2 protein-coding genes are annotated in these 659 nt (G+C 49.2%); both read left to right on the top strand.

The window, feature by feature from the left end:
• The coding region (locus A3751_RS16120) for a molybdenum cofactor biosynthesis protein MoaE (protein ID WP_082863322.1) at window positions 1-372 on the top strand (372 nt) is incomplete at its 5' end.
• 3 nt (window positions 373-375) lie between these two features.
• The coding region (locus A3751_RS16115; RefSeq protein WP_068457907.1) for a GNAT family N-acetyltransferase at window positions 376-659 on the top strand (284 nt) is incomplete at its 3' end.

Here is a 659-nt window from a genome sequence, read left to right as displayed (position 1 = left end):
GGGGCTATTTGCATGTTCACTGGCCTCGTTCGAGAATTTGGTGATCAAAGTGACGTCCAGGCAATTGAACTCGAACACTATCCTGGAATGACGGAGAAACAGCTTCAAAACATTGTTGATCAAGCCAAGCAACGCTGGCCTATATTGGCAAGCTGCATCATTCACAGGATAGGGATGCTAAAGCTGGATGAACAAATTGTCGCGGTAGCAGTCAGCTCCTCCCATCGGGAAGCCGCTTTCGAAGCTTGCAGCTTTATCATGGATTATCTCAAACGCGATGCCACCATTTGGAAAAAGGAAGTCGCAGAGGAGGCGCACTGGGTGGAAGCAAAACAAAGCGATGCAGCCAAAGCCGACTCATGGAACACCTGATCGATGCAAGAATATGTCTTCCGATCGCTTGATCCAGCGATTTTTCCGCTCGCAAAAAAGTTTTACAAGCAATTTGGGCAAACAACAAAGACAAATCGGCAAGATAAAATCTTTGCGGCTTTTGACAACAGTTCAATGCGCGCCTGTTTGCGGATTACGCCCTATGGAGAAGCCCGCTTACTAAGAGGCGTTTTCGTTGCCCCCTCCTACCGAGGTCGTGGGCTCGGATCGGATCTCATTCGCTACGCCCTAGAGCATAGTGAGCTTAATGAGGTCTGGACCTTCCC

This window comes from Oleiphilus sp. HI0080, from assembly GCF_001635135.1.
Note: the sequence above shows the minus strand (reverse complement) of the source record. Positions and strands in the feature narration are given on the sequence as shown.